Origin of the sequence: Flavobacterium sp. LAR06 (assembly GCF_041946075.1) — a bacterium.
Taxonomy (GTDB): domain Bacteria; phylum Bacteroidota; class Bacteroidia; order Flavobacteriales; family Flavobacteriaceae; genus Flavobacterium.
In genome coordinates this window covers 371,090-392,082 of the sequence record NZ_JAUTYT010000003.1, presented here as the reverse complement: position 1 = coordinate 392,082, position 20,993 = coordinate 371,090, and the positions used below count along the sequence as shown (strand labels likewise).

The following is a 20,993-nucleotide window of genomic DNA, read 5'->3' as shown; positions in this document are numbered from 1 at the left end:
CCTTTTAATTCTCAAGCTGCACCCTGAATTTTCCAAAATAAGGTTCATCAGCCATTAAGGAATGTCCAATAATTAAAACATGATCTCCTTTTTGTTTCAGGTCAATTTTCAAATCCATTCCAAATGGCCCGTCTGCAGCTTTATCAGGAAAAATGATTTGGTTGAAACGGATGTTTCCTTTTCCTCCAGCTGGAAGAATCTGTGCTTTCAATTCTCCTAAATTTTCATTTTTAAATTTTATGTAAACTTTAGAATGAACAGAATCTAAAGAACCTTCAGCTATATAGAGATTTTTTTCATTCTTATAAACCATAAAAATTGTGTCGCCTATTTGTTTATTTTCTTCTTTTACTTGTTTGTTTTTTTCTTTAGTTTTCTCTATTGGAATTGAATCTGAAACCGCGATAGAAGTTTCCTTGTTTTCTTTTTGTTGACAGGAAAAGAAAAAAGCAGAGAGTAAAAGCATTAAGAAATTTTTCATAACGTGTTTATATTTAGTCAAGTCAAAATTAATTCTTTTTAGAAGATATTTTTTTATATAATAACATTTAGATCTTGTAGAATTTAGAAGAATTGAACTCCTTCGCAAAAGAATTTGTAGCAATCCTTGCAAAATATTCTTTGTTAAATTCTTTGATTAATTCGCTTTAATTTTTTGCACTTTTTTACTGGTATACTATTTAAAATCTAAAATAGATAGGGAAATATACAGTGTCCGGACTTTTGTGTACGTAAAAACGTACTTTACTTTCCGTTGTGAGAATCGTTATTTACCAACTTTACAGCATTATTACTATCCCCTAATGATTGTAGATGCGATTTGTAATAATCTAACTATTTAATTATTAACCATTAACCTTTTAAAAATGAAAAAATTATTAAAATTAACAAGTTTGCTATTTGTTATAGCAGTAGTGTTTAATTCCTGTGAAAAGGAACAAGACGTAGACGTGCCGCAAGCCGTTAACAAAGAAGTATCCAAAAGTGTTGCAAAAGATGCATCTCAAAGCGCTAAGGACGCCGCTCCAATGGCAGTTGAAGCAGGAGGTGGTGCCGGAGCCAGAACGATTACATTGAAGACAAATACGCTATCGTGTGGTGGTGGTTTGTGTACATCATTTGGAGTTTGGTCAGAAGGTGTGTACACCGTTTGGTTCCAGATGAAATTTAATTCCGGATTTTATTGGAGCAGAGGTGGTAAATGCGGATATGGTATACTGATTGGTGATCAGAATACCGGTGGTGATCCAGGATGGGATGGCAATGGCGGTAGTGCCAGATTCATGTGGTATTGTCCGAACGGATCAAACAGTGCTAAAGGAAGCGGAGCTTATCTGCAACCTTATGTCTATTATAGAGATCAGCCAGGACAATTTGGTAATGATTTTGGAAAAAAGTACTATATACAGGAAGGAGTAACATATAATTGTCAGATTTCTGTTAAGTTAAATACCGGATCAAATACTAACGGATATGTCAAATATTATGTAAATGGAACGGAGTTATTAAATCAAACAATTCGCTGGGTGACTAACGATTCGAAACGAAATGTTAATGCAGTAAGTCTCCACACCTTCCGTGGTGGTAGTCAGGAATACTGGAAAGCTCCGGTAACAAGTTCTATTTATTATGCTAGTGCAGCCTGGGATGCCCAATAAAAGCCAGACTTTAAAAACAATTGAGAGAATAGATAAAAATCAAAACGCCATAGTGTTTATTAATATACTACTAACAGCATTGGTTGTGTTAGCAAATTAGTTGAGTAAGTTTTGAAATTCATTTTTTATTAATAATGCAAAAACGTTAAACTGTTTAGTTTAACGTTTTTTTTATAAATATTTCGTAATGTAGAATTTTCAAAGTCTTAACTGGTAGTTATCGCCAGTTATTTGAGCAGTTTGTATGGAGCAGAATATAAGGGCTTTTTATTTCACTATTTAGACTTACAGCTCTTTATTTCTTGCTTTTTTATCTATAATTATAGTAATGAACATGAAGGAAACTTTAGAAGCAAAAGAAAAACTTCATAAATCTATGTTTTATATCGGCCGAACTGATATTGTAGATATGTTACGATACAATACCTGTCTTTAGTTTAAAAAACAATAATTTTTCCTGTTTGCATTTTACCAAGGGTTGTTGTTATTTTATAAATATAAATTCCTGATGCAGTATTCTTAAGATTGATGTTACTCTTTTTAGAAAGTAAAGTCGAAGTGATGATGTTTTGTCCACTACTATTATACAAATAGAAAATAGCATTTTCCTCTTTTTTAGCTTCAATATTCAATTCGTTGTTTTTGTTTAAGAGGGTAGGATAGATAAAAAACAAATCATCGCCCAAATAATTAGTATCAAGAATCTCAGAAGGGATTACGTTATCATTTTCTAAAATTATGTTTATTTTATATTTATTACTGCCCTTTATGGGGGCAGTATCATAAAAAGAGAATGTTTTTGAACTTACATCATTCATTGTATTAATAACACTTTCGGTATTATTGATGATTTTTACTAACTCAATTCTTTTGATATTATATAAGCTGAAAAGGTGTGCATCAATTTTTACTTTATTCTCTTCAAAAACTTCAGCAAAAGTCAATTCGAAATAACAATTTGAGTTTTGATCATAATGTAAGGTTGCCTCACTTTTTATTCCTTCGCTATTCTCAAATACAGGAACAACAGTGTAGATTTTTCCGTCAGTATAGGCATAAGTAGCATTACTTGTTTGTTCTTTAAATTCTAAATGGTCTTCTCTTAGTTGATAAATATTAAAAGAAGTAACACCAATAGGTTTGTCCCAATTAATTTCTGTTGTGCCATCGCAAACTAAACTTGTACTGATATTTAAATCATAAGAAATCGTGAAGCTATCAGAAATATAATCGGTATTATCAATGGTCATTTTTATTTTTGCTTTCGAAAATTTTTGCTCTTTTGGTGTGTAAATAAATTGTTCACTATCCAGGTTAATACCATTTGCTATAATTTCCCATGTTTGACCGTTATTATAACTAATAGATAATTGTCCTGAAATACCAGAAAAGGAAGAATTCCATTTAAAAGGGGAAATTGTCTTGCCATCAAAAGGGAAGTTGTCATTATTAATGGGGTAATTCCATTCAAATCGATTCTTCAATTCATATTCGTAAGCAATGCTGTATTCCTGACTAGTATTGGATATATATGAACCAATAATATTGATAGTACAAGTTCCTGATACAGGGTTTTCAATAGTGACTTGCTCCGCAGTGTTGCTTTTATCTTTTCCTCTTACAGCTTGCTGCTGGGGAGCATCCGGATTAAGAATCCAGGGCAAAAAAGTAGTATTGTCTGCCGAAATGACTTCTAAATCTAAATCGTTTACCAAACTTATATTACTGTTGATTGCAGCGGGTAAATCGTTCCAAACTAATGTGATTTTTAAGTTTTTTGCATTTGTCGGAATTGTAATAGTATGCGAATTTGTCTGACCGGATATCAGGTTAGCAGATATAATTTTATTTTCGCTAATCGTTTTTAAACATTTATCGGCATTTATATTACCATAACCGTAGGTGAAATCCGGGCCAATGTTGCCTAAGTCTTTTGCGCTATTAATTAGAATTGCTTTTGTAAGGGCATTAGTCAGAGAGCCATTGTTTATGGCTGTATAATGTTGCTTCATAAGTGTAATAATTCCTGTAGCCAAAGCTGTAGAATTTGAAGTTCCTTGTGTACTAAAGGCTACTAACTCCGGTTTTATTCGTCCGTCATAGGCTGGACCTTTTGAAGAAAACGGCATAATTATTTCGTTTTGGTCAATACACCCCAATACGATGCTATTTTTAGATTGCTTGAAATTACCTGTAATAGTTTTATAACCTTCAAATCCAACATTACCAGATGAAAAACAGTGAGTCAAATCAGGATTTGAGTACAATTGAGAATCATAAGCATTCGCGAGCGAGCCATAAAAATTTTCAATTACAGTACCGTACGAATGATTTTGTGTGGTGGCACCTTGTAGTGTTTCCACTTCGTCAGGATAGAGATTTAAAAAGTCAGACGATTGTATTTTTGCTTTTTGTGCGACACCTTTTCCCAGGGTAGAACTATTTCCTAATCCGGAAACTATAGTAGCCATAGCCGTCGCGTGATTTGATACAATAGAAGATTGTGTAAAAGAAGGCACGTGCTTGTTTAGGAGATCAATATCATTTAGATCAAATAGATCATCTTTGATCGCTACAATTTGATTTTCGCCTAAAATGAGAGGGTAATTACTATTTGCTTTATTTATATTATTTATACTGAAATTTTGATCTATTATTTTTGATTCGACTTTTGGTAGCAACGATTCTTGTGAAATAGAAGATACATAGCTTAAAGTAATAATCTCATTAATAATTTTTTTAGAGTCACTTTTTAACAGCACAAGATGATTATTTAGTATTTTGATATCAGAAATATTGATTGCTCTCAAATTACTAATTAACGCGTTTATACTATCAGTTGCTATTATGTAGTGTTTGTATTCAGTATGATTTGAAAAATTTGATGGTAGTTTCCATAAATTATTAATCGTGAGAATTTTTTTTAAAGGCTGATGAGATTTTAAATTTTGATTCTCGACAATACAAAAAGTACTATCCAATTTTTTTACAATCTTGTATTTGTTTTGATGAGCATTTTCTAAAGATGTAAAATAGTATTTCTCAAATTTTTCCGGTTTTTCTTTTTTTATGTATTGTTTCCATTTTTCGGCGCTCTGTGAAAAACTGAGTGCAGTGATAATAAAAAAGAGAAGAGTAATTTGTTTGTTCATTTACTATAGATGTTAGGGCAATTGCAAAGATTCTTATCAATAGTGAAAAAATGACCATTGCATTTATTTATTACTTTTTAATTGACATAAATCAAAGATGAAATTTTTATTCAATGATTTATATTCTTAGCTAGAATGGTAGTAGGCAGGTCAAAGTTATTAAATTATTTGTAATAAAAGTATGCGTTTTTATTTGATTCCCCATCTTCGAAATCCATAAGAGTATTTTCCTTCTTGTAATCTGCTTTAGATTTTTAAATAGCATCAATAATAGCCAGGTCATTTTTAAGCAAATACTAAATAAATTAAAATGTTGAGAGCTTTTTAAGTGTAATAGGTTGATTTGTATTTAATTACTAATTTTACTGGGCTTTACGGAATAATCAGAGAATTATTATTAAAAAGGTTTATGCGAATATCGGGTAAAAAGTGTTAAATAGTATTTATAGGTATTTTAATCTTAAAATTAAATAGATTTGGCTATAAATACTGTTAATATTTTGTAAAGACCCCTTTTTACCAACTTATTTAAAAATCCAAATAACCTATTTATTATTATGAAAAAAATTAAATCAATTTTAGCTCTTTCATTTATAGCGCTAACGATTTTGTCCTGTAATAAAGACGATCAGGCAGATCAATCAAACCAGGAATCTCTTAAGGTAACGCCAGAAGTGCTTAATAAACTTCGAGCCCTTTCATTAAATTCTACAGATGTTCAAGTGATTAAAAACACTAAGCTGGATGGTACAACTGAAGATGCGTTTCTGATAGAAGGAGATATTATCATTACTCAGGATCAATTGAACAAAATGGATCTTCACGGAGGTATTACTACAGAGCAATACCGCACGACTAATTTAGTTTCTACTCCAAGAACTATTAAAGTTGTAGGATTATCAGGAACCGGTACATCAGCTCTGAGTGCAAATATGCGTGCTGGGCTACAAGCTGCAATAAACAGATACAATAACCTTGGATTGTCTATTAACTTTACGCTAACTTTTAGTTCTAGTACGTCAGGTGCAAACATTGTTGTCCGCAGACAAACTGGATCTGCCGGAGGTGTAGCAGGTTTTCCTTCAGGTGGAGCGCCTTATAATTCAGTTACATTATATTCTGGATTAGATACTTACTCAACTGGCGTAAATGCACACGTATCTGCACACGAAATCGGACATTGCATTGGTTTACGTCATACAGACTGGTTCAGTCGTCAAAGTTGTGGACAGAATTCAAACGAAGGAACAGCTGGTGTTGGAGCAATACTTATCCCTGGAACACCTTCAGGATATGATGCGACTTCTTATATGAGAGCATGTTTCGGTTCAAGTGAGACTGGAGCGTTCAATGCTAACGACATTACTGCTCTTAATTATTTATATTAGAAATTGAATTAAGGTGGTCTTTGCAAAATACAAGAGGCTGTTTCACATAATTTGTGAAGCGGCCTCTTTTTTATGTGAAGTGCAAATTGATTAATCTACTGGGAATTGTGTAACATCATCCCAAAATTAAATACTTTATTGTCTGTTGCCATTTGTATCTTTAATAGTAGTAAAAGAACATTTTTATAATCAAAAAAAAATAAGATATGGCAGAGATTAAAATTGAGAAAAAGAAACTGATATGGCCGTGGATTGCACTAGTACTTATAATTGGAGCAATTATATACTACGTTTATTTTACAGATCATGAAGCTCATAGTGAAAGCACAATAGAAGTCGAAAACACTACAAGTGCACAATAAGAAAAAATAAACGGAAAACAGTAAAAACATTATTGTTATTTCGTTCGGGATGGGCAATTAACAATTAACTGTAGCAGTAGGAGTGTGGGCTGATATCAGCTTTAGTCCTGCTGTAACCGGCATAAATAGAGTATAAATAGTATTTATAAAAAGATTATGGAAAATAAAGACAAAAACTTATACAGACTAGACGAATTATCTAATTATAAAGTTGCTTCAAATTATTCTGATGTAAGAGGATGGAAGATAGTAGACGCTGACAACCATACCATAGGAAAAATTGATAATCTGTGGGTGAATAAAGATATGCAACGCGTGGTCTACCTGGATGTTAAATTAGATAAAGGATTAATAGAGGACAACCGGAATGAGGTGCGTGATGTTATCGCGAACGATAATGGAAAGGAGTTTATCTACAAAGAAGGAGACAGCCATATTATTATACCAATTGGATCCGTAAACATAAATAAGGATACAAAAATTGTCATGGCTAACAGTATAGGGTATGATACCTTTAGAAATACAAGCAGATATAACAGGGAGAATAATTTTGACAGAGACTATGAAAGAAAAGTAATGAAGTCTTATTATCCTGACAATGATCCTGACTATGATAGTAACGATGATACTTTTTATAAGCGCAGGGAATTTGATAATCACTAGAGATAAAGAAACAACGTTTATTTATAAATAAGCGCTTGTAAATAGTAATAAAAAGCCATAAAAAAAAGCTCCAAATCATCGATTTGGAGCTTTTTATTTTATTGTATTTGTAAAGATTTTATTTTATGTTTTGTATACAAGCGGATTTACCATTCACCATTACATCAACCAGTCCTAAATTTTCATTAAAAGTTGTTCTTACATAGCTACCCTTAACGAGAACAACAGCACCATAAATTTTTCCACTTTTTTCTGATACAAAATTAAATACTACCCTTTTGTTATCAGGACTAATACTCAGTTCGTAACTTGTAAATTCTGTGTTTTTTATAGCAAATTCCTGTTTGGTATCAATTATTTTATCACCGACATAAAAATTGACCACCTTATCACTTAAGCTTATATCAGGATAATATTCATTAACTTTTTTTAGCAAATCATATTGTGCCGCGCTTGCATTCTCACTTTTTGATGTAATGTTTTGTGAAAATGAAGCTATTGAAAACAGAAAACCTAGAATTAAAATGTACTTTTTCATAATGTTGATTTTTAATTAGTAAAAACTGGTTTAAATTATTAAGCAATTTACGAATATTTTTTTTATAAATAACTATATTACAGATTGTTATGTTTATTGTGATGATGAAAAAAATGTTCTCGCTTAGCGCTCTTATTCACAAAAGACTAATACTCAAAAATAGTTCCGATCTCCCGTATTTGCACAGCGATAGCGCGGAAATTCTTTGCGTGCCGTTCCTATGGTAATAAAAACTGGATTTTTTTAAACCCACTTTAGTATCAAGGACCTTATGTGAGATTCCAAAAAAAAAGTAATAATTCTAAAAGTTACCATTTTTTGGTAACTTAGCTAAAAAAAATTATGGGACGCAATACTTCTATATCGCTTGGCAATCATTTCGAAAGTTTTATCGAACAAAGTGTAAATGATGGAAGATTCAATAACGCAAGTGAAGTTGTCAGAGCCGGTCTTCGACTTTTAGAAGATGAGGAAAATAAAATTGTAGCTTTAAGAAAAGCGATTAATGATGGAATTGAAAGTGGACGTGCAGTTGATTTTGACGCTAAAAAACATCTTGACATTTTAAAAGCAAGAAGAAAATCAAATGGCTAACTATTATTTAACAAATAAAGCTGTTGATGACTTATCTGAAATTTGGGATTATACGATCGAAACTTGGTCTGAAATGAAAGCTGACAAGTATTATGATTTACTTTTGGCATCATGTTATGATTTAGCAAATAATCCAGAACTTGGTAGAAACTATGATATAGTTACAAAAGGAATATTAGGCTTTAAATCAGGTGAACATATTATCTTCTATTCAGTTGTATCAAAGAACGAAATAGAAATCGCAAAAATTCTTCATAGAATGCTGGATATAAAAAGTAAACTATAAGAAACCTCAAATTACAGCTACTACAACGGATTTGGGCAATAGGCTTAATACAATGTTCGTTTTTATTTGGGATGATTTGCCAAATCCGAAGAATCGGCTTAATTTCGTCCCACACGCGCTGTATTACCAGAACGTTATAGCCAATGCAAAAAAGCGCAGAAATACAAAGAGATAGTTCTAAATGATTAAAATTTACCATTATATATATTATAGAACTTACTTTGTAATTTATAAAACAAACAAACTTTCAGCCAAATCTAGTTCAGCACGTCTATTGTCTCTAGCAATTTTATTGAATGTTTTCACTATGTTTTTTTTCCTAAAAGAACCTTTTAATCTCATTGGCTTCTATAGCTTTTTAATTATCGGAATCATACTAAGTTTTCTGAATTTGAAATACTTCATGAATGAATACAGAAATCAATTAATTATTTCTGAATTTCAAACTTTAAAAATAAATCCTTTCTGGAAATATTCAATTGACATTTATCCTTGGCTATCAATTTTGTTGACTGCAATATCTATAGGAGCGAGTTATAATACAATATTTGTTTTAATAGGAATATTGATCGTGTTAAGATTAATTCAATATTTTTATGAACTATGATAAAAGCATTGGTTATAACAGCTACTCGAAGGAAGAATACGAGAATCCGTTTATGGTATTTCAAAAAGCATTTGATGAAAAAACGCCTGAACAATTGAGAAGATCAGGAAACCAGATAAGATTGATGCTGTAGCGGAATAAAATATCCCTTATTTAAATTTTAGAATACAAGATTATCACAGTAGAAAAATAAAAAACCACATTTTCATTTGTGTGAAAATGTGGTTTTTAACTTATATATGCTTTTGAATTTACTCGACTATTATTTTTCTAACAATAGTAGATTCTTCACTTTCTAAATACACATAATAAATCCCTTTTGGAAATCCTGATAAATTGATGCTATTAGTGTTTGAACCATTGATAAATTTGGTAGCTGTTACCAACTTTCCTAATACATCGTAAACGGTTGCTTTTTCTAACACAATGTTGTCAATGTGAAATTCTCCTTTGGTCGGATTAGGGTAAACGGCGATTTTGTCAAAAACCACATCTTCGATTCCTAAAGTACAAGCTGTTTTCGAATAAATTGCTGCCGCATCTTTGGCAGTTGACCAATTAGCATTAGCAAAAGCAGCATCATCTACCAGAATACAGGATAGTTGAACATTCGTTTTGAAATTGACATTGGCCAGTTTAAAATTGTTTTCATTGCTTAAATTCAAATAAGTCAATTTATTATTGGAGCAATTTACATCTGTAAGAAGCGTATTCTTAGAAAGGTCTAAACTTACTATCTGATTGTCAGAGCAACTCAATTTAGTCAACGATAAATTTTTAGAAACGTCTAAGATGATCAGTTGGCTGGTAACGCTGCTTTTGCCATTGGTTTTGTTATTGATTGTTGTAATTCCATCACAATACAGTTCTGTAAGTTGCGTATTTTTAGAAACATCCAAAACCGATAAAGGATTATTGGAACAATCCAAATATTTCAATGCCGGATTTTGGGAAACATTTATTGTGGTTAACGTATTTCCTTTGCAAATTAATGTTTCTAAAGAGGTAAAATTTTCGATTCCTGATAAATCAGTAATGCCGGAATTGGACACATCTAAAGTTGTCACATTTGTTATGCTGGACAATAAAACCGAACCGTCTTTAATAGTATCTATCCCTAAAGCAATTAATTGGTCTTCAAACGCACTACTAACTGCAACAATGGAAGGAGGACAACTTGTACTATAACTTGCTGTCGCGTCTTTCGCCCAAGACATATTATCATTAGAATACATAACATTATCTACCTGAATACATCTTAAATTTGGGTTTTTTCTATAATCTGTTTGGTTAGTTACAAAATTATTATTGTTTCCATTCTGCACATTTAGACTTGTTAACTGATTAGAATAACATTCAAATTCTATTAAAGCTTTATTCTTGGAAACATCTAAAGTTGTTATTGAATTAGAATAACAATATAATGACTGTAAAGCAGTATTCTTTGAAACATCTAAACTGATTAATTTATTAGAATAACAACGTATATATCTTAATGAAACATTGTTAGAAATATCTAAAGCCGTTAATTGATTAGTATCACATCCAAAACTTGTTAAAGCAATATTTTTAGAAACATTTAAAGTAGTTAATTGATTACGGCTACAATCTAATTCGCTTAAAGCAATATTTTTAGAAAAGTCTAAAGCCGTTATTTCATTAGCAGCACAAGTTAATGATTTTAAAGCCACAAAATCCTCAATTCCGGTTAAATCAGTAATATAACTATTGAAAAGATTCAAAGAAGTCAACGACGAAATATTTATTGTTGGCACTTTTCCATCAGGAGTTCCAGAATCATGACCAAGTAGAATTAACTTTTTTTCAAAATCCAAATCAGGAATAAGGGTGTATTGAACAACATCAGCGCAGTCTGCCTTGTAAGTTGCTGCAGCATCTTTAGCAGCGAGCCAATTTGTATTCGCATAAACAACATTATCTACTTGAATACAACTTAAATTAGGGTTATTTTTAAAGTTTTTGGTGCTAAAACTAAGATAGTTTCCATTCTTCAAATTTAAATTCGTTAATTGATTTGAACTACAGTTTAAAGAACCTAAAAGAGTGTTCTTAGAAATATCTAAAGCCGTTAATTGATTACCGCTACAATTTAATGAATTTAAACCCACAAAGGATTGAATACCGGTTAAATCAGCAATAGAACTATTGGATACATCCAAATCAGTTAATATGTTTATTTTATAACCTGGCACTTGTCCATCAACTGTTCCGGAATCAATTCCTAAAGAGATTAACTTTTTTTCAAAATTCACATCAGGAATAAGAACGCGTGAACAATCTCTGCTAAAAGTTGCCACAGCGTCTTTGTAATAATTATCATAATAATAAATATGATCTACCTGAATACAATCTAAATTAGGGTTGTTTTTAAAATTGTAGGTGCTAAAATCCCTTCCGTTCATAGCATTTAAACTCGTTAATTGATTTGAACTACAATCTATAGATTTTAAAGCAGTATTCTTAGAAACATCTAAAGCTGTTAATTGATTAGAATAACAATATAGTTCGATTAAAGCAATATTCTTAGAAACATCTAAAGCTGTTATTTGATTAGAATAACAATGTAATTTTGTTAAAAGAATATTTTTAGAAACATCGAAACTTGTTAATTGATTAGAATAACATTTTAATTCTGTCAAAGAAATATTTTGAGAAACATTTAAGCTTGTTAATTGATTAGAATAACAACGCAAATTTGCTAAAGCAACATTCTTAGAAACATCTAAAGCCGTTAATTGATTAGAATAACAATATAAATAGGCTAGAGCAACATTCTTAGAAACATTTAAAGCCGTTAATTGATTAGAATAACAATATAAATGGATTAGAGCAACATTCGTAGAAAGATCTAAAGCCGTTAATTGATTACCACTACAATCTAATACCTCTAAAGCCACAAAATCCTGAATTCCGGTTAAATTAGTAATAGAACTGTCGGAAATGCCCAAAGAAGTTACCCCAGAAATTTTAGATGTTGGCACTTTTCCGTCTACTACACCGGAATCAAATCCTAAAGAGATTAACTTTTTCTCAAAATTCACATCCGGAATAAGGGTGTATTGAACAACAACAGCTGTACAATCTAAATTATAAATCGCCTCAGAATCTTTGGCTGCAGCCCAATTTTGATTAGCATACGCCACATTATCTACCAGAATACAGCTTAAGTTGGGATTGCTATTAAAGAGACTAGTCGTCGATAACTTAGAGTTATTTCCATTCTGCAAATTCAGTCCCGTTAATTCATTAGAAGAACAATTTAAGTATGTTAAAGCCGTATTCCTGGAAAAATCTAAAGTCTTTAATTGATTATCATAACAATGTAAAGTTGTTAAAGCAGTATTACTGGAAACATCCAAAGCTGTTAGTAGATTATGATAACAACGTAACTCTGTTAAAGCAGTATTTTTGGAAACATCTACAGCCGTTAAGAAATTATCTCCAAAACTTAAGTATGTTAAAGCAGTATTCCTGGAAACATCTAAAGCTGTTAACTGATTGGTATCACAAAGCAAAGATTTCAAAGCGGTAAAATCCTGAATCCCGGTTAAATCAGCAATGAAACCTACTCCTCTAACATTCAAAGTAGTCAGGGTGTTTATTTTTGAAGTCAAAACTTTACCATCCGGTGTGCCGGAATCAATTCCCTGACGTATTAGTTCACCTTCAAAATACCCATCGGGGATCAGAGTGTATTGGGCAAAGGAAGATGCGCTTACCAAAAACAGTAAAAAGAGTAGTTTTATTTTCATAGGTGTTTTTTTGTTAATATTTAAGATTCCAAATGTATAGAATATTAGCTAATATCTTATGTAAACTGTTAAAGAAATCAAAAAAAAAGTGTTCGACTGAAAGAAATTTTCCCCAAGCTCTGCAAAGTCTTTCTTATGCCTAATTGTCAACTTTTGTATATGATTCATTACGGATCAATCTCAAAACCCGGGAAGAAATGTCAAAATAAAATAAGAGACTTGCAATCTAACAATTTGAGATGCCCTCTACAGATCTTTTAAAATATATACTCCTTCATTTTTTAGTAGACTACTTTGATGTAGTTTCTACTTGCTAACACAAAGGAAGTGCTACATCTTTATTTTGAGGAAAAAACTAAGTCCTACAAGAGTTTAATGCATTTGAGTTAGTCCTTAAAGGTTTTCAGGATGAGATTACTATTCAGGATTTCCGCTCCCAGGAAGCAGTCTATAGAGACGGGTAGATAGCTGCCGTTTTATGGCTGGTGGAGCCTGTGTATGGTTCATTTTGTCCGTCGCTTAATCAACGTTTTGGTATTTTAGCTATCTTTGGTTCATGGTTTAAGGAACTAGCACCTGACCCGATGGGCCGCACGGGAATGTTATACCTAACCTACGAACCGCAACAAAATAACCGATAAAAACATGAAGTATTCTTTTTTTCTTGCTCTCTTCATATCGATTAATACATATGCCCAGAAGGTTGAAATATTGCTGATAGGAGTCTCGCATAACTATGGCAGTTATCCCCAGCAAGATTTTTCAGGCATCCATGGCAAAATCAAAAAATTCAAGCCGACAGCTTTTTTTGGGGAGTTTTTGAGCAGGGAAGATGAACGGCTTGTCATGGATTACTGGTGTAAGCAGGATAACATCAAGCGCCTGGAAACAGTTCAAAAAAACCGAAATATAGCAACAGAAGTACTTCCAAAAACCATTGACAGTTTGAGGAAATTATCCAAGCTAGACCCAAAAGACTATCGGGTTAAAGTCGATCTGGCACATGCCTATTACCTTGATCAGGATGTTCCAAACGGCCACTATCAATTTTGGCAAGTTTTTAACCATTTACAGCAGACGCCGGATATTGAGCTTGAAAATTACGTCAATAAATTACTCAGTCCCCAATCAGATGTAACGGGACGAAGCATGAAAAGGCTAAAAACTTCGGAATATGCATTTATCGCATTCCCAATGATGCAGGAAATGAAAATCCCGGAATTGCTTCCCATGGACTGCCAGGATTATGATTTGAATTGGACGGCATCATCAATTGCCTTCCATAATAAATTTAAGACATTCAGGGAAGATACGATTGCATCTTATAGAGATGAACTGAACGCAATCCTTGCTAAAAGGGACAGTGGGTTTGGAAAAAATGCAGGCATCGAAAAAAACTCAAAAACAGTAACAGAATGGCTAAACACCGATGAAGCGTCTGCCATTTTTGCCTCTGGAGATTTTTATTTTCCTGAGATCTACGATATGAAAAATTTCCCCAAAGAAGAAATGCTTTCGCAAATACATTGGTGGCTCTTGAGAAATAAGGGAATGTGTGATAATGTCGTAAATAGGTCAAGGGCTTCCGGTATGAAAAAAGTGGTTGTCATTGCCGGAGCTAATCATAGGAAGTATATGCAGGATATATTCAGGAAAATGCCAGACGTAATGGTAAGAAATATCAATGAGATGGAATAGCAGAAAGCAGATTCAGAAATAAGCTAATTTCGTTTTCGGTGCTTTGATGGCATATTCTGCATGGCTTGTTTTCAGTTCTATCAAAAAAACCGCCGATTTTCGATTAGAAAATCGGCGGTTTTTTTGGGATGGGAGCAGGCTCAGCCGAATGGAATCGGTAGCTACCTGATATCTAATTTGTAAACAAAATAGATATCTGACAAAAAAAAAGGGACAAAAGATGATTTTTATCTTTTGTCCCGGGAAGTGTCCTCGACGGGACAAATTTCTATAAAATTTAGGGACGATTTGAAGAGATTGGCTTACTGAAAGTAGAGGCTGTCTTTATATGGCTTCAGTATTTTGGTTTAGATGTCCTGTTGGGGATTGATGTATTTTTTTTACAATTCTTAAAAGGGCATGTGCCATGATTTGTCACAATATTTAAATTGTGGACAATTGAGGTAATTAGGTTTTTGGCCGAATTTGCTTGAAAATTATAAGTCAGTCGTAATCGAAATTAAAATGCATTGAGTTTTAAAGAAGAGATACTCGAAATGTTGAATCAAGCCTATGATCTAATTTATTTAGCAGCATTACTATTTTAAAGTCCAGATAAAATGGTTTCATATTATAAAATGAAACGTTATAAAGGTTAATCTATTGATTATTAAGGGTTATATTTACTACGCAATCTTACTAATCATATTTTTTTTTAGGATTTACTAATATGCCTGAAGAATTATTTTTGGTCTTTTATCTTTCGGATTTTCACTATAACCTTAAGATTTATTGGATATTTATTTTAGATCGAACATTTAAACTTACTAGATGCTTATGAAAACCGCAAATTTTGGAATATTCATTTTTTTGGTAGTTTTTTCTCCTATTTATATATTCTCCCAAACCAGCAATAAATGGTCTTATGTTGTCGAACCCTATATTATGTTTCCTAATATGAGCGGCACAACAGCAATCGGAAATGTACCGGAGTTAAATGTGGAGGTAAGCTCAGATCAGATATTTGATAATTTAAAAATGGGTGCCATGCTCTATCTGGAAGCTTCCAATGAGAAATGGAACTTCAATTCTGATCTTCTTTATATGGATTTGGCAAAAGGTGTAAAAAGTAATATTATAATTAATAATGGGGAAGTTACAGCAAAACAGGTCGGCTGGGAGTTGGCCGGTTTATATAAGATAAAGCCATGGCTGGAGGTAGGTATCGGCAGTCTTTTAAATTCTATTACAGTGGGAATGGATATTAATAGGAATACTATTGGAGGCGGAACAACAAATATTACAAAAGAGCGATGTGAAACATGGGTGGACCCAATGATAATTGTCGCTTTTAAAAGTACTGCAGAAAGAAAATTTATCTATTCACTTCGAAGCGAGATTGGCGGCTTTGGTGTGGGATCTCAGTTAGCGTGGCAAATGCAGGGATATGCCGGATATCGTTTTTCTAAATTATTTCAAATTCAGGGAGGCTATCGAATTATATCGCTGGATTATGAAAAAGGAAGCGGAGCGGATTATTTTTTATATGATATAAATACGTTTGGCCCGGTAGTGCGTTTTGGATTCAATTTTTAAGAATGCTGAAATGCAGTCCATTTAATAACCTTTAACAGTTATAATCATAATTTTATGAGATGCATCTATTGTGTATTGTCATTCTTTATACTTACTGTCACAAAAAGTCAGACAGATGATCTGTATCAATTCTGGAATGAATATGATCTTTGCCAGGACCTAAGCCAAAAATGGGTAGTAGAGCTTGATGCAGGTTTTGTTTCAAGCAGTACACCAACTGATAATAATATTTTTCATAATATAACCCAGGTGTATCTAAGAGGATGGGCTCATTATTATCCAGGTCAAAGATGGAAAGTTTCAGTCTTTTATGCACATTATTCTAATAAAAATGTACCGGAACTCAATCAAAAAAAAGCCCGTGAATTCCGATCTGCAATTCAGGCAACATACAACTTATACAAAACTACTGCTATCAAAATAAATTTAAGGGGGCGAATAGAAGACCGGCACCTTGAAAATGAAGATGGTTATATGGAAGCCGTAGAACGTTTCCGGTTTCAGGTCAAGGCGTTATATCCACTGGTAAATTCAAAAAACAAGTTTTACTTTTTTGCGTCAGACGAACTCTTTTTTAAAACAAAAAGCCAGATAAGCGGCCCGGATTTCTTCGACCGCAACCGTGCCTCTATAGGTTTAGGACTTACTATTGCCAGAAATATACAAATTGAGGCGGCCTATGCCAATGAAATTATGCCAAGAAATGGTACAGATAAACTAGTTAATGCATTTCAGGTTAAGGGTATTTTTAATAACTTTTTTTCTGCGGTGACAAAACCATTTAAGCGTAAAAAAAGCCCGGTTGATGAAGGTGAGGGTATTGGACTTTAGTTTATATAACCTTCAAACGAGTTTCATACTTTTATACACTACTAAGTTTAAATAGCAAAACCAGGTTTATTTATTAATTTATCTAATAATTATTTTGCCTCAGTTTATGTAAAATGACTTTGGCTTTGCGATTATCTCCACTTTTTCATCTGTGATAATTTCCATGATGTTATTTTCAATGGTATTGGATAAGGCGGTCATAGGTACATCTGTAGGTCTGTTTTCAAATGGATCCTGCATAATAATTGCGGTTTCTTCTACGGCTAACAGAATTACAGGAATGATAATAGCAATTGCAACCTCTGTAAAAGGAAAAATGTCATCCAGGCCAAAAGGGAGTATGGAGGCAAGTACATATATTAAAAAATGAATTAGAAAACTGTATGATCTTGGAAAAATGGTGTTTTTAATTCGTTCACATTTACCCATTGAATCGTTTAGCCGACTAATTGTACTGTCTATCTGTGCCTGTTTAATAGGGTCGAGCTTTAGATTATGAGATGCTTTTTTAAGCTGTTCTGAATGCTTGGTTAAAAGTTTTGAAGGAATGTTATTGGCGCTGATTTTTTCAGCATCTAAATAATTTTGGACCTTAACTGAAAAGGCTTGTTTACGAAGGCTTTCTGATAACGCATAACACCAAATAATCTGCCTGTTTGCAAATTCTGCAACTGTGTTATCAGGATCTTCCGTAGGAAAAAATTGTTTGACCTGCCTGATTAGGGTTCTTGATTCATTTACAATTTCTCCCCAGACCTTTCGTGCTTCCCACCAGCGGTCATATGATTGTGCCGTCCGAAATGCTAAAAGTAGTGCCACAATAGTACCTGTAACTGTTGTTATAGATAAGGGAATAGTTAGCAAATGGAGATAGGTATAAAGGTCAATAGTGGTAATAATTGACGCATACAAAATAATAAGAAAAAGATCTATCCATAAATGTTTTAGAAAGAAAAATATGGCTTTGTAATTGTTTTTAACTAACATATTTAAGATTGAATTATTGGTTTTGAATGTTATGTTATCATTTTTATATTATTAAAACGGCCACCATAATAGTGACCGTTTTATTAAATACTCAATACGGTTTTAAATCATTTAATCTTTATTCTTTTCTAAAAGCCCTGGCTGCTTCTCTTTCTAAATCAAGATATTGTTCTTTTCCGGTACTCACTGTAACAAAAGCGATAGTTCCTCCTGCAAATTCACTTGTTGATGATGTATACTGTTTACTTACCGGATCTCCACTATCATAGCCTACACAAAGACCATCTCCTACAAGTGTAAATTTACCTACCTGTGCTTTCATTGAACCTGTTGAAACCTGTTTGTCATTGATGTATAATTTTGCTGTTCCTATTGATTCATGATGTTCACCAGCTTTTTCTTTGGTAAATTCCATTCCAAAAGTATATTTACCAGGTTTTAAAGGTTCAGCAGAAACCAATTGCTGTTCTGTAATACCCAGGAAATTATATACATAATACAATTTATGATCTTTGATAAATAAACTGTGGCCTCCAAAACGGGAGCCATGAGCAAAAATTACCCCTGCAGCATTGGTATCCTTTATCTCTGCATTGGCTACAATTTTATATGATTTTCCTCTAATATTAACAGCCACTGCTTCTGGAACCTGACTGGTGTGAGGATAATAGGTATAGCTGTCACGTACAGATTCTTCGGTAGGTCGTTCAATACCCGCCTGAACAACTGCAGGACGATCATCTAACGGTAAAGCATTATTTTTCAATGCCTCCTCCATATACAATTTCTTCAAAGCCTCCAGTTTTTCCGGATTTTTTTGGGCCAAATCAACAGACTCAGCACGATCTGTATCGGTATGATACAATTCCCATTTGTCCTGGTCAAATTTACCAACACCTGTAAGTGGCGCATGCACTGCTACTGCTTTCCAGCCATCCTGCCAGATAGCTCTGGTTCCCAGCATCGTGTAATACTGCACATGTTTTTGAGTTGGCGTATCTGGTTTAGCATCAAAAGTATATTTCATAGAAACACCAGATAATGCATATTGATCAGTGCCTTTGAATGTTTTTGGCATTTCGAGCCCACAAATATCAAGTAGGGTAGGCACGATATCAACAGAATGATGGTATTGATTGCGCACTTCACCACGGGCTTTTATTCCTTTAGGCCACGAAATCACCAATGGATCGGCAGTACCTCCGGCATAATTGGAATAACGCTTGAACATTTTAAAGGGAGTTGAAAAAGCAGCTGCCCATCCTGTTGGATAATGCTCATAAGTATTTGGTCCACCCAATTCGTCAATTAGCTTCATATTTTCCGCTAAATCATCCGGATAGCCATTGAAGAATTTATTTTCATTTACAGAACCACTAGGACTTCCTTCTCCTGATGCACCATTATCGGCTGCATATAATATTATGGTATTATCATACTGGCCAGTTGCTTTCAAATGGTCAATAATGCGTCCAACCTGATCATCGGTATATTCAGAAAATGCGGCATAGACCTCACACAAGCGAGAGAATAACTTTTTTTCATCGGCATTCAGTGTATTCCATGGACGCACAGCATCAGCCGGATTTGCCTGATCTGTTGGCATTGGATTCCATTCTGTCAGTTTGGTCCCTTTTGGAAAAATTCCTTTATCAATCATGCGGGGCAAAACCCATTTGCGATAGGCATCATATCCATCATCAAATTTTCCTTTGTATTTTGCAATATAATCTTTAGGTGCCTGGTGCGGTGCATGATTAGCCCCTGGGCAAAACCACATAAACCAGGGCTTAGAAGGATTAGCCGATTTTTGATCACTCAGCATTTTAATTGCCTGATCGGCAAGATCCTTAGATAAGTGATAGCCTTTTTCAGGACTATAAGGCTGTTCGATAGCGTGGTTGTCTTCTGTTAAATCCGGATAGAATTGATTGGTTTCTCCACCAATAAAGCCATAAAACCGATCAAATCCTTGTTGTAAAGGCCATTGGCTTTTACTTGCTCCTGCCGAAAGATCGGTTTCCGGTACATTATGATCTTTTCCTAACCAAAAAGTACTCCATCCATTCTCCTGTAAGATTTGAGCCATTGTTGCTGCCTGAGCTGGCAACATACAACTGTATCCCGGAAACCCGTTGGCTCCTTCAGTAATAGTCCCCATACCATTAAGGTTATGATTTCGTCCTGTAAGAAGAGTGGAACGTGTTGGAGAACAAAGTGCCACTGTATGCCACTGGGTATAAGTTAAACCCTCGGCAGCTAATTTATCCATGGTTGGCATACTAATTCTTCCTCCATAGGGAGACCAAGCCGCTAGCCCTGTATCATCATACAGGATAAAAAGGATATTAGGTGAGCCTTCCGGTGCTTTCTTACGGATGAAGGGCTTCCAGTCTGGTGTTGATTCCCGGACATCCAATTTCACAACCCCTTTAAAAGGTTCCTGAGCATAAGTGCAATAACTTAATAGCATTGCGGTCAGAATTGAGAGCAGTATTTTTTTACTCATAATCATTAAATTTTAAATTAATAAATTTTGAACGTTATAAAAGAACTAAGATTAAAAATTAACAATAAGAAAAAGGAAATAATTAACTAATAATGTTGTAAAACACATAAAATCAATCATTTGTATTGTAAATTGCAATTGAGTATTTAAAGCTGAAAGAATGGGGTATGAAATAATCAAATAAAAGTAGAGATTAACAAAGCAATAAAATGCAAACTGTAAAATAAATGGTTGCAAATTATAATTTGAAACCAAACTTGTTCAATTCAGTTCATTATATAGTTTTATATATACTTACTTTTAAATGTTGTAAAAGCCAGTTAATCGATCACTTTTTTGACTTCAGTAGAATATGGTACTTAAAAATAATTA

The 20,993-nt window shown here is 33.3% G+C and carries 16 protein-coding genes; 10 read left to right on the top strand and 6 right to left on the bottom strand.

Going from position 1 to position 20,993, the window contains the following annotated elements; genetic code table 11:
* Nucleotides 1–4: 4 nt before the first annotated feature.
* Entirely contained in the window at nucleotides 5–481 is a 477-nt protein-coding gene (locus Q7C23_RS06675) for a hypothetical protein (RefSeq protein WP_375031776.1), read from the bottom strand.
* Nucleotides 482–866: 385 nt separating this feature from the next.
* On the opposite strand from Q7C23_RS06675, the gene Q7C23_RS06670 reads away from it, so the two are divergent.
* Complete coding sequence (locus Q7C23_RS06670; RefSeq protein WP_375031775.1) at nucleotides 867–1,658, top strand: polysaccharide lyase; 792 nt, start codon at nucleotides 867–869, stop codon at nucleotides 1,656–1,658.
* 437 nt (nucleotides 1,659–2,095) lie between these two features.
* On the opposite strand, the gene Q7C23_RS06665 is transcribed toward Q7C23_RS06670, so the two are convergent.
* Nucleotides 2,096–4,810 (bottom strand): S8 family serine peptidase, encoded by a 2,715-nt coding sequence (locus Q7C23_RS06665; RefSeq protein ID WP_375031774.1) that lies wholly within the window; start codon nucleotides 4,808–4,810, stop codon nucleotides 2,096–2,098.
* 557 nt (nucleotides 4,811–5,367) lie between these two features.
* Between Q7C23_RS06665 and Q7C23_RS06660 the strand changes: the two genes are divergently transcribed.
* The 3 genes from Q7C23_RS06660 to Q7C23_RS06650 all read left to right on the top strand — a co-directional run bounded on the left by Q7C23_RS06660 (nucleotide 5,368) and on the right by Q7C23_RS06650 (nucleotide 7,223).
* Nucleotides 5,368–6,198: a M57 family metalloprotease gene (locus Q7C23_RS06660; protein ID WP_375031773.1), complete on the top strand. Its 831-nt coding sequence runs from the start codon at nucleotides 5,368–5,370 to the stop codon at nucleotides 6,196–6,198.
* 206 nt (nucleotides 6,199–6,404) lie between these two features.
* Nucleotides 6,405–6,560: a hypothetical protein gene (locus Q7C23_RS06655; protein WP_375031772.1), complete on the top strand. Its 156-nt coding sequence runs from the start codon at nucleotides 6,405–6,407 to the stop codon at nucleotides 6,558–6,560.
* 156 nt (nucleotides 6,561–6,716) lie between these two features.
* Nucleotides 6,717–7,223, top strand: a complete 507-nt coding sequence (locus Q7C23_RS06650) for a PRC-barrel domain-containing protein (protein WP_375031771.1) — start codon at nucleotides 6,717–6,719, stop codon at nucleotides 7,221–7,223.
* 118 nt (nucleotides 7,224–7,341) lie between these two features.
* On the opposite strand, the gene Q7C23_RS06645 is transcribed toward Q7C23_RS06650, so the two are convergent.
* Nucleotides 7,342–7,761 (bottom strand): hypothetical protein, encoded by a 420-nt coding sequence (locus Q7C23_RS06645; protein ID WP_375031770.1) that lies wholly within the window; start codon nucleotides 7,759–7,761, stop codon nucleotides 7,342–7,344.
* A gap of 342 nt (nucleotides 7,762–8,103) precedes the next feature.
* On the opposite strand from Q7C23_RS06645, the gene Q7C23_RS06640 reads away from it, so the two are divergent.
* From Q7C23_RS06640 to Q7C23_RS06630, 3 genes are all read left to right on the top strand, one after another.
* Entirely contained in the window at nucleotides 8,104–8,355 is a 252-nt protein-coding gene (locus Q7C23_RS06640) for a type II toxin-antitoxin system ParD family antitoxin (RefSeq protein ID WP_375031769.1), read from the top strand.
* Nucleotides 8,348–8,641, top strand: a complete 294-nt coding sequence (locus Q7C23_RS06635) for a type II toxin-antitoxin system RelE/ParE family toxin (RefSeq protein WP_375031768.1) — start codon at nucleotides 8,348–8,350, stop codon at nucleotides 8,639–8,641. The genes Q7C23_RS06640 and Q7C23_RS06635 overlap by 8 nt, the downstream gene beginning before the upstream one ends.
* A 596-nt stretch (nucleotides 8,642–9,237) precedes the next feature.
* The gene (locus tag Q7C23_RS06630; protein WP_375031766.1) at nucleotides 9,238–9,381 is read left to right on the top strand and encodes a hypothetical protein; all 144 of its coding nucleotides are present in this window, start codon (nucleotides 9,238–9,240) and stop codon (nucleotides 9,379–9,381) included.
* 118 nt (nucleotides 9,382–9,499) lie between these two features.
* Here Q7C23_RS06630 and Q7C23_RS06625 read toward each other — a convergent pair whose 3' ends face one another.
* Nucleotides 9,500–13,021 carry a T9SS type A sorting domain-containing protein gene (locus Q7C23_RS06625; protein WP_375031764.1) on the bottom strand — a complete coding sequence of 1,174 codons (3,522 nt, stop codon included), beginning with the start codon at nucleotides 13,019–13,021 and terminating at the stop codon, nucleotides 9,500–9,502.
* Between the two features lie 645 nt (nucleotides 13,022–13,666).
* Between Q7C23_RS06625 and Q7C23_RS06620 the strand changes: the two genes are divergently transcribed.
* From Q7C23_RS06620 to Q7C23_RS06610, 3 genes are all read left to right on the top strand, one after another.
* Nucleotides 13,667–14,719 carry a DUF5694 domain-containing protein gene (locus tag Q7C23_RS06620; protein ID WP_375031763.1) on the top strand — a complete coding sequence of 351 codons (1,053 nt, stop codon included), beginning with the start codon at nucleotides 13,667–13,669 and terminating at the stop codon, nucleotides 14,717–14,719.
* A gap of 816 nt (nucleotides 14,720–15,535) precedes the next feature.
* Nucleotides 15,536–16,294, top strand: a complete 759-nt coding sequence (locus Q7C23_RS06615; protein ID WP_375031762.1) for a hypothetical protein — start codon at nucleotides 15,536–15,538, stop codon at nucleotides 16,292–16,294.
* Between the two features lie 54 nt (nucleotides 16,295–16,348).
* Nucleotides 16,349–17,125, top strand: a complete 777-nt coding sequence (locus tag Q7C23_RS06610) for a DUF2490 domain-containing protein (RefSeq protein ID WP_375031761.1) — start codon at nucleotides 16,349–16,351, stop codon at nucleotides 17,123–17,125.
* Between the two features lie 99 nt (nucleotides 17,126–17,224).
* Here the strand turns inward: Q7C23_RS06610 and Q7C23_RS06605 are convergent, their stop codons facing one another.
* Complete coding sequence (locus Q7C23_RS06605; protein WP_375031760.1) at nucleotides 17,225–18,112, bottom strand: bestrophin family protein; 888 nt, start codon at nucleotides 18,110–18,112, stop codon at nucleotides 17,225–17,227.
* 118 nt (nucleotides 18,113–18,230) lie between these two features.
* Nucleotides 18,231–20,621, bottom strand: coding sequence for an arylsulfatase (locus Q7C23_RS06600; RefSeq protein WP_375031759.1), 2,391 nt, complete (start codon nucleotides 20,619–20,621; stop codon nucleotides 18,231–18,233).
* Nucleotides 20,622–20,993 lie beyond the last annotated feature (372 nt).